Source organism: Geobacillus jurassicus NBRC 107829, from assembly GCF_001544315.1.
GTDB classification, from domain to species: Bacteria; Bacillota; Bacilli; order Bacillales; family Anoxybacillaceae; genus Geobacillus; species Geobacillus jurassicus.
In genome coordinates, this window is sequence record NZ_BCQG01000087.1 from 1 (window position 1) to 8,735 (window position 8,735).

Annotated in this window: 6 protein-coding genes and 3 pseudogenes; 5 read left to right on the forward strand and 4 right to left on the reverse strand. The window is 47.5% G+C overall.

What is annotated here, in order from left to right:
- Positions 1 to 167, reverse strand: a pseudogene (locus tag GJ1_RS19165) (DUF6431 domain-containing protein); the annotation flags it as partial.
- A gap of 793 nt (positions 168 to 960) precedes the next feature.
- On the opposite strand from GJ1_RS19165, the pseudogene GJ1_RS19455 reads away from it, so the two are divergent.
- Positions 961 to 1,158, forward strand: a pseudogene (locus tag GJ1_RS19455) (IS1634 family transposase); the annotation flags it as partial.
- Between the two features lie 323 nt (positions 1,159 to 1,481).
- Here the strand turns inward: GJ1_RS19455 and GJ1_RS18830 are convergent.
- The 3 genes from GJ1_RS18830 to ade all read right to left on the reverse strand — a co-directional run bounded on the left by GJ1_RS18830 (position 1,482) and on the right by ade (position 5,412).
- Positions 1,482 to 2,186: an exosporium glycoprotein BclB-related protein gene (locus GJ1_RS18830; protein WP_245629443.1), complete on the reverse strand. Its 705-nt coding sequence runs from the start codon at positions 2,184 to 2,186 to the stop codon at positions 1,482 to 1,484.
- A 98-nt stretch (positions 2,187 to 2,284) separates the two neighbouring features.
- On the reverse strand, positions 2,285 to 3,385 hold the full coding sequence (locus GJ1_RS16705) for a glycosyltransferase (RefSeq protein WP_066234881.1): 1,101 nt from the start codon (positions 3,383 to 3,385) through the stop codon (positions 2,285 to 2,287).
- A gap of 296 nt (positions 3,386 to 3,681) precedes the next feature.
- Positions 3,682 to 5,412 (reverse strand): adenine deaminase, encoded by a 1,731-nt coding sequence (gene ade, locus GJ1_RS16710; protein ID WP_066234884.1) that lies wholly within the window; start codon positions 5,410 to 5,412, stop codon positions 3,682 to 3,684.
- A 194-nt stretch (positions 5,413 to 5,606) separates the two neighbouring features.
- On the opposite strand from ade, the gene GJ1_RS16715 reads away from it, so the two are divergent.
- The 4 genes and pseudogenes from GJ1_RS16715 to hxlB all read left to right on the forward strand — a co-directional run bounded on the left by GJ1_RS16715 (position 5,607) and on the right by hxlB (position 8,650).
- Positions 5,607 to 6,236, forward strand: a complete 630-nt coding sequence (locus GJ1_RS16715) for a YhbD family protein (RefSeq protein ID WP_066234887.1) — start codon at positions 5,607 to 5,609, stop codon at positions 6,234 to 6,236.
- A gap of 19 nt (positions 6,237 to 6,255) precedes the next feature.
- A pseudogene (locus GJ1_RS16720) lies at positions 6,256 to 6,945 on the forward strand (polymer-forming cytoskeletal protein).
- A 508-nt stretch (positions 6,946 to 7,453) separates the two neighbouring features.
- Positions 7,454 to 8,089 carry a 3-hexulose-6-phosphate synthase gene (gene hxlA, locus GJ1_RS16725; protein ID WP_015375155.1) on the forward strand — a complete coding sequence of 212 codons (636 nt, stop codon included), beginning with the start codon at positions 7,454 to 7,456 and terminating at the stop codon, positions 8,087 to 8,089.
- Positions 8,090 to 8,092: 3 nt separating this feature from the next.
- The gene (gene hxlB, locus GJ1_RS16730; protein WP_062899103.1) at positions 8,093 to 8,650 is read left to right on the forward strand and encodes a 6-phospho-3-hexuloisomerase; all 558 of its coding nucleotides are present in this window, start codon (positions 8,093 to 8,095) and stop codon (positions 8,648 to 8,650) included.
- Positions 8,651 to 8,735 lie beyond the last annotated feature (85 nt).

The window sequence follows — 8,735 nt, forward strand, 5'->3', positions numbered from 1 at the left end:
CGATATTCCCCCTCTGCCGTCAAGGCATAGCGCTGGTAGTATCCATGACGGTGCAAGGGGCGAGGAGTTTGACAGTGAGGACACTGCTTCACGAGGGGGAAGGCATTCTCTTTCCCTCGATCGGCATACGTTTGGACATCCATGCCAAAGTCATGAAATTGGATCACGCTTCCTCCCCCTCCCTAAAACGAATGGAAATCTTCGTCCGGAATAATTCACAAAAAATTTAGCACATTCCTTCAGAAAGGGGGAGAGGGCTTTCTGAAAGAATGTGCAAAAAAATGGACGTTTTGTGCTGAAATAAAATGATAATTTACAGTTGGGGCTGGATGAGAGCATTTACGTGTAAGGTCATACGGAACGACGAGCGATGGTAAAAAAAGGATTGTCATCGCTCGTCGTGTTGATCGAAAAGTTATTCTGAAAAACGAAATAAAAAATCCTTTCTTTCAACCCTGTTAGGGTGCGAAATGTGAGTTGTTGAATTTGCAATGAACCTCATTTTAGTGGATGATCAGTGAAGCACTTGATTTATCCAGGAAAGCATATTATTCTTGGCATAATACCAAAAACATAATTCCCACTTCACTGCAAAAGATGGTATCATAAAATTATGTAGACATTGGCGTGAATTGTTTATTTTATCCATAGGGATGATTTTGTGAATGATAGGGGTTTTATTTGAACATAGAGGGATTTAAATTGAATAACCCTTCTTCGATAACAACGCCCAAGACGGTTTTATCTGAACGCAAAGGGATTTAAAGTTTATACCCTTTTGTATACATTTTAGCGCCCGAGTTCGACAGTTTTGAGGCCGTTTTAGGCAAATGAAAATGGCCAAAATGCTGTTATATCAAGGATTTCGCGATGCAGATCCCAGAAAAAACGCTGAATTTCATAGGCACAAGTTTGACAATTTATCCTTTAAAAAAGCCTAATATCGTTCATCATATAGGCATGTACATACGACGAGTCACACGCAAAAACAAAGACGAAACGACCGTGGCGCATCTCCCGCCTGCTCACAACGAATGGGATCCGAAGGCCAAATAGGCGAAAGCGAAGGTGATTTATTCGTTTAGGCGCGAAGACGAGGTGGATCGCGCTGTCTTGGAGCGTCTGGCCAAAAGCATTTTGCGATTCCTTTCTCCTGACTCATGAATCGTGGCCGAAAGTAAGAGACGAATGTGAGCGTCTCATGCTTGGACATTTTTCTTCCAAAAACGGAGACCTTTATCAACGAACCGAACTGACGGCCAAACAGGCGCAACTCTTTGCGGCTCTAGGACTGGAGCCTCCCCCGAAGATCCCAGTCATCCAACCTCGCCCCTAGATACACGCCCGAAGTATGCCCAAATGCCTCTCGTCCCTTTTGTATCAAGGAATGAGAGGCATTTCGTTTGCGTAGTCGCTGTCGAACTCAGGTTGGGCATAACAACCGCAAGCAAGGAGGAAGAAGGTCGACAGTCTATACAATTCTAACTAATCGCCACTCCCGCCGTGGCATAGCCCGTTACGGAAGCGGCGATAGAGAGACCGGAAGTAGTAGTGAAAAACACCATGAGCAAGCGATCACCGGCATTGACAGGCACGTTTAACCCTGTCACGATTCCGCTGGCATTTTGCAGTAAGGAGATTGGAAATGTGATAGTTGGGTTTAACGTGACTAAAGTGCTTGGAATGGCGGTGAATACGTTGCTAGAAGGAGAGGTGGAGATGTATAGTTGAGCCCGGATCGTAGCCGTTCCTAAAAGCGCTGTGCCCGTGGTGGCAGAAAAGTTAGCTGCTACAGCTGTAATGATTCCAGTGCGTGGAACAGTAAATGAAAAGTTGGATACACCGTCGAGGTTAATGGTGTTTCCGCTTAGACTAATGCTCGAAGCAGAATTTCCAAACCCAATTAAGCTGGCAGTATCCGCCAAACCTGCTATGGTCGCGGTCAGAATAACCGTTGTACCTGATGCAAATGGGATGATTGCGCCAGCCCCCGCCGGTCCCGTGGGCCCTGTGGGTCCTGTGGGTCCGATTGGTCCAGCGGGTCCTGTAGGCCCTGTGGGTCCGATTGGTCCAGCGGGTCCTGTAGGCCCTGTGGGTCCAGTTGGTCCTGTGGGTCCAGTTGGTCCTGTGGGTCCGGTTGGCCCTGTAGGTCCGGTAGGTCCCGTGGGTCCGGTATATACTTTCACGATTGGCGGCAAGGCGCCGCATAAGGGGGAAAGGCATTTTACACGAATAGGATGGCGGTTGAACAAATGGTACAACCTCCTTTCGATTTAAAGGATAACTATTCATCTGTTGAATGGAACGTGCTTTTGGCAGAAAGAATGGATTCTAACAAACATTGATTGTGCAAAACATCGGGATGATCGGGCGCATATTCCCTAGCTTTTTCATTATGTTTGTACGCCAGTTCATACTCGCCTAAATAGAAGTAACATACACAAAGTTGCAAGTGAGGAAGCCAAGTCCAACAAGCGTGATGAAAAAATCCCCAACTGTCCGATGGCATCGTGAGTTGAGTCGCTAAATGATACCAAAACGCTGCGAGTCGATATTGTTTCCGCTGGAGAAAGTAGTAGCCCAGCCGGCAGCAAAATTCAGCGCGGGGAGAATCGTATTCAAATGACTGGTACACATATCGCAACGCTTGTTCCTCATCGCCAAGCGCATAAAAACAGTCGGCCAGTTTTCCGCAGGCAGCGATGCAATCTTCCACCCAGCCTTTTTTCGTTTGTAAAAATTGTTCATAATATTGAATGGCTCGTTCGTATTGTTGATGGTCAAATAATTCGTTTGCAAAGTAAAACAAATCTCTAGGTGAAAATTCTTTGCCTTGAGCTAACTGTTTCTCGTAAATGTTTAAATTTCGATCGGAATGATGATAAACTGGTTTATGAATCACGGTGATGTCGCTATTGAGAATTGTTCCCCATACTTCCAAGTATTCATGAACCATTCCATGCCATTTGAAATGATTGGAGCGCTTGACCAGACGGTTGCGGCGGACGCTGGAGATGGGTGCTCCATGTTCATCACTCGCAAGGCTGTAGATCATGGTCACCGAATCGATATCAGAGGGAAGGGTATGTTTCAACGTGAGAAATTTTTCTTGGTCTTCTTTCAACAACACATCGTCAGCGTCTAACCAAAAAATATAATCCATTGTGGCATGGGAAAATGAGAAGTTTCTGGCTGCGGAAAAATCGTCATTCCAAGGAAAGTCGATCACCCGCGTGGCATAGCGTCCAGCGATTTCTTTTGTGCGATCAGTCGATCCTGTATCAACAATAATGATCTCGTCGACTAGATGTTGGACGCTATCTAAGCATCGGGCAAGGACGTCTTCTTCATTTTTGACAATCATGCAAAGGCTGATGGTGATCAACGAGCCTACACCTTCCTTAGAGAGGTTGTTTTTAATATATGAAAAACACAAGAAGGTGCTTATGCGAATACCATGCAAGTCTTTTGAAAAGGGCTGAAATGGATAGGGACCTGCAAACAATGGATGAACAGAGGGGATGGTTGATTCGAGTGACAGGTGGCTGACGAGGCAAGTGGGATAAAGCGATACATGCAGTCAACCGATCGCGTCATGTCTCGTATTGACTGCGTGCGAGGGCGCAGAGATGGCAAGGTTTCCTTAATGAAGAAAGAAGGGGAAGGAGGGCGCCCCTTCTTCTACGCCTCGACCGGAATAAACTCCCACCGCTTGACATCAAACAGCCCTTGGTCGGTCAGTTTCAGTTCGGGAATGACCGGCAAGGCGAGGAATGACAGCGTGATAAACGGGTTGAAGGCATGGCTTGAGCCGAGCGAGTCCAGCGCTTCATGGATCTGTTTCAATCCATTTAACACTTCAGTATAATCATTTCTTGTCATCAATCCGCCGATCTCAAGCGGTAATCCAGCGAGCACCGCTCCGTCTTTGGCGACGGCAAGCCCGCCTTGTTGTTGGCGGAGCTGTTCAATGGCGACGATGAGGTCGCGGTCGTTTGTGCCGGCGGCGATGATGTGGTGCGAATCGTGCGCGATGGAAGAAGCGATGGCGCCTGCTTTGAATCCGAAACCGCGGACGATGCCAAGGCCAATGCCGAGGCCGCGATGGCGTTCGACGACAACAAGCTTCAGCAAATCCCGCTCGACCGAAGGGGAAAAGGCCCCGTCCCGGACATCCACCTCGGTGACGAGATGGTTCGTATGCAAATGATTCGGGATGATCTCCATGACATTGGCTTTGTTTCCTTTCGTCATCGGGATGCGAAGATCCGATTCGGTGACGGGTCGGCAACGAATGGATTGAAGCAATTTCGGTTCGGTTTCACTGGATGCCGGATGGAAGGAAAACGTTGCCCTTCCATGTTCGGCGACGAGCGCCCCTTGTTTGAATACATGGGTGATTTTCAGCGTTTCCAAATCCTCAACGAACAAAAAGTCGGCGTCATACCCCGGGGCGACAGCTCCCTTCGTCGGCAACCGGTAGCACTCGGCGGCGTTTAAAGTGGCCATTTGGATCGAAAGAAGCGGGTCGAGCCCAGCGCGAATGGCAAGCCGCACGTTATGGTCGACGCTGCCTTCGAACCATAAGTCGTCGAGATGTTTATCGTCTGTGCAAAACAAAAAGCGGCGCGCGTTGTACTCAGTGACGGCAAGAAGAAGTTTTTCGAGGTCTTTGGCAACCGATCCTTGGCGAATGAGCACGTACATGCCGCGGCGAACGCGTTCAAGCGCTTCGTCGGCGGTGACGCATTCATGGTCCGTATGGATGCGGGCGCTTCGGTAGACGTTGATGGCGTTGGCATCAAGGCCGGCCAAGTGGCCGTCGATGAGGCGGTTGGCGTTTGCCGCGAGCGCCAGTTTGTCAAGCATCGATGGTTGTTGTTCCCTTAATGACGGATAGTCCATCACTTCCGCCAATCCGAGCACGCGCTCATCAGCGAAAAACGGCGCCAGTTCCGCAGCGGATAAGGAGGCTCCGGCATGTTCGAACGAAGTGGCGGGCACGCATGACGGCAACATGATATACACATCGAGCGGCGTCCGTTTCGCATCGTCGAGCATAAATTGAATGCCGCGGACGCCTGCGACGTTGGCGATTTCGTGCGGATCGGCAATGACGGTCGTCACGCCATGCGGGAGAACGACGCGGGCGAATTCGCTCGGGGGCACCATCGACGATTCGATATGCACGTGTCCGTCAATCAGCCCCGGGCATATATAACGCCCTTCGGCATCGATCGTTTTCCTTCCCTCATAGCGGCCGATGCCGACGATCATCCCTTCCGCAATGGCGAGATCCCCTTCGATGATTTCGCGCGTAAACACGTTGACGATTTTCCCGTTTTTGACCACAAGATCTGCTTCCGTTTGTTTCGCTGCGGTGGCTAGCTGTTTTTGTAAGATCGAATTCATGCTGCTGACTCTCCTTTCCTCATGTCCATCGCCTGATCATCGGCGGAAATTGGTTTCATTGTAATGAGCCAGCTGACAAGTTGTCAACCGCTTTGGTTCGTTTTTTGCCAGGCGTATGGCGCTGTTGTTTTCGCCTCTCTTTATAATGTAACAATGTTATGTTGCAATTAACAAAGGAAGGGGGTGTGCGGCTCATGGAACAAGAATTGATCTCGAAAAAAGAACTGCTTGAGCTGACGGGCATTTCGTACGGCCAGCTTTACCGCTGGAAGCGGAAAAAGCTGATTCCCGAAGAGTGGTTTATTCACAAATCGACATTCACAGGTCAAGAGACGTTTTTTCCGAAAGAAAAAATCTTGGCGCGCATTGAGAGAATCAAAGAGCTGAAAGACGAGCTGTCGCTTGATGAGTTGGCGGGCATATTTTCTCCCAATCCAGCGGCTGTGATGTTGACGAAAGAGGAAGCGCTCAAACGTCACATTGTTTCGGAGATGGTGGTGCAACGTTATAGCGAGTGGAAAGAAAACAAACAGGTCTTTTCGTTCGCCGATCTTCTTCCTCTGTATGTGCTCGATCAGCTTCTGCGCTCGGGCGATCTGAGTTGGGAAGAAGGAAAAAGCGTCCTGAACGTTTTCGAAACGCATTACCCGAAACTTCAAGGGAAAAGCTGCGAGCTTTTGATCATTCGCAAGATGGGAGTGACCGTGTGTTTGCTTATGGCGGGTGGAAGCGACATGTATGTGGAGCAGGAGGCGAAGCTCGTTGCCCAGCTGCACGTGCCGACGTTCATCGAGGAACTGAAATTAAAAATTTCGGAGGGATAAGAAGAGGGAGCGCCGAGATTTGCTCATTGCTGGAACGGGGCATGCGTCCGGCGGGCTGTATAACTTGGTGAAACTTTCTGGGAATGGAAAGCTGTATGGCGACATCGATTGCCTAGAGATGCAAGTATAAGGAAATGCGACCGTTGAAGGAAGCGTGAAAGCCAACATCGTTCATATTGCCGGGAAAGGCCATGTGGCAGGCGGGATGGAGTGCGAGTGGATGAAAGTGAGCGGGAGTGTTAAAATTGGAGAAAATGTGCAATGCCAGGAGGCGACGGTTCATGGCCGCGGATCAGTGAAGGGGGCGTGGGCGGCGGAGACGATTCGCGTCCACGGGGAGCTGGAGATCGGCGGTGACTGTTCGGCCGAACGGCTGGAGATGGAAGGCCGCTTTACGATCGGGGGGCTGTTGAACGCTGATCATATAGAAGTGAAAATGTTTGGCCCATGCCGCGCCAAGGAAATCGGCGGGGAAACGATTATGGTGAAAAAACATGGCGTTTCTCTTTTTAAAAAGTTGTTTTTCCCTGCTGAACTGACCGCGGATGTCATTGAAGGGGATATAATTTACCTCGAACATACGGCGGCGAAAACGGTGCGCGGCAACCGCGTAACCATTGGGCCCGGCTGCCAGGTTGAACGGGTCGAGTACCGCGAGGCCTTCGAATGTGACAAAGAGTCCAAAGTCGGAACGGCAGAGAAAGGGTGAGAACCATGACGATGAGAAACTTGACCATCAACGGATCGGCGCTTTCGGCTGGCGGCACGTTCCATCATTTTCTAGGATCCACATCGCGAAATCCTTGATATCCAGCATTTTGGCCATGTTCATTTGCCTGAAATGGCCTCAAAACTGTCGAACTCAGGAAATAAAATCCGGCGTTTTAGGGCTGTCTCACAAAGATGAGATAGCCTTTTTACATATGGTTTGACAAAGAAACAGTTCTTCAGTTAATGCCACAAGCAATGGATAGCATATTGCTTTTCTTATTTTTTGGCCATTTCAAAATAAAATTTGTTTGGAAATGGAAAGCCCCTCTTTCCCAAATAGTATACATAATAACCAATAGTATATTTTTTGATACTATGTAAAAATAAAGTGCGTACTTTTAAAGACAAAACATACATAGTATACTCATCAGTGTGTAAGAGATAAACACATAAAAAATACTGCTGCTTATGCAACCTGCAAAATTTTTATGAGAGGTGAAGGATTCATGGAATTACAATTAGCATTGGATCTCGTAAATATTCCAGAAGCGAAACAATTAGTAAAAGAAGTCGAGGAGTATGTGGATATTGTAGAAATCGGCACTCCAGTTATCATTAATGAAGGTCTTAGAGCCGTAAAAGAAATCAAACAAGAATTTCCACACTTAAAAGTATTGGCAGACTTAAAAATCATGGATGCAGCCGCATATGAAGTCATGAAAGCGTCCGAAGCCGGAGCCGACATTATCACGATACTTGGAGTTGCTGAAGATTTGTCCATCAAAGGTGCTGTGGAAGAAGCTAAAAAACAAGGCAAAAAAATATTGGTGGACATGATCGGGGTTAAAAATTTAGAAGAACGGGCGAAAGAAGTAGATGGATTTGGAGTCGACTATATTTGCGTACACACAGGTTATGACCTTCAAGCAGTCGGCAAAAACTCTCTTGAAGACCTTGCCACAATCAAACGTGTCGTGAAAAACGCAAAAACTGCGATCGCAGGCGGCATTAAATTAAACACATTGCCTGAAGTCATTAAAGCAAAACCTGATCTTATCATCGTAGGCGGCGGTATTACTGGTCAAGAAGATAAACGAGCTGTAGCCGCTGAAATGAAAAAAATGATCCAACAAGGTGAATGAATGATGCAGGCTACGCAATATTTAGGCAAAATCATCAAAGAGTTAAATGGGACAGCCGATTTAATCGCCGCGGAAGAAGCGGAAAAATTGGTAAATGGGATTCTCGAAGCAAAGAAAATTTTTGTAGCTGGCGCAGGCAGATCTGGATTTATGTCCAAATCTTTTGCGATGCGAATGATGCACATGGGGTTAGACGCCTATGTAGTAGGCGAAACCATCACCCCTAACCTAGAACAAGACGACATTTTGATCATTGGATCGGGTTCAGGGGAAACGAGAAGTTTAGTTTCCATGGCTGAAAAAGCGAAAAGTTTAGGGGCTACCGTAGCGTTAGTGACCATTTTCCCTGAATCGACCATTGGACAATTGGCTGATATCACGGTCAAACTGCCTGGCTCGCCTAAAGACCAGTCAGATAATGGATACAAAACGATACAGCCAATGGGATCGCTTTTTGAGCAAACCCTTTTACTATTCTATGATGCCATCATATTAAGATGCATGGAGAAAAAGGGATTGGACTCCAATACCATGTTTAAAAGACATGCCAATCTGGAATAGAGTAAAGGGATTCTTGCGCAGACATCTTTAACCATTCAAAATTTTAAACTATTTAAACGAAATTTTCAACTTGATCACGGGGGAA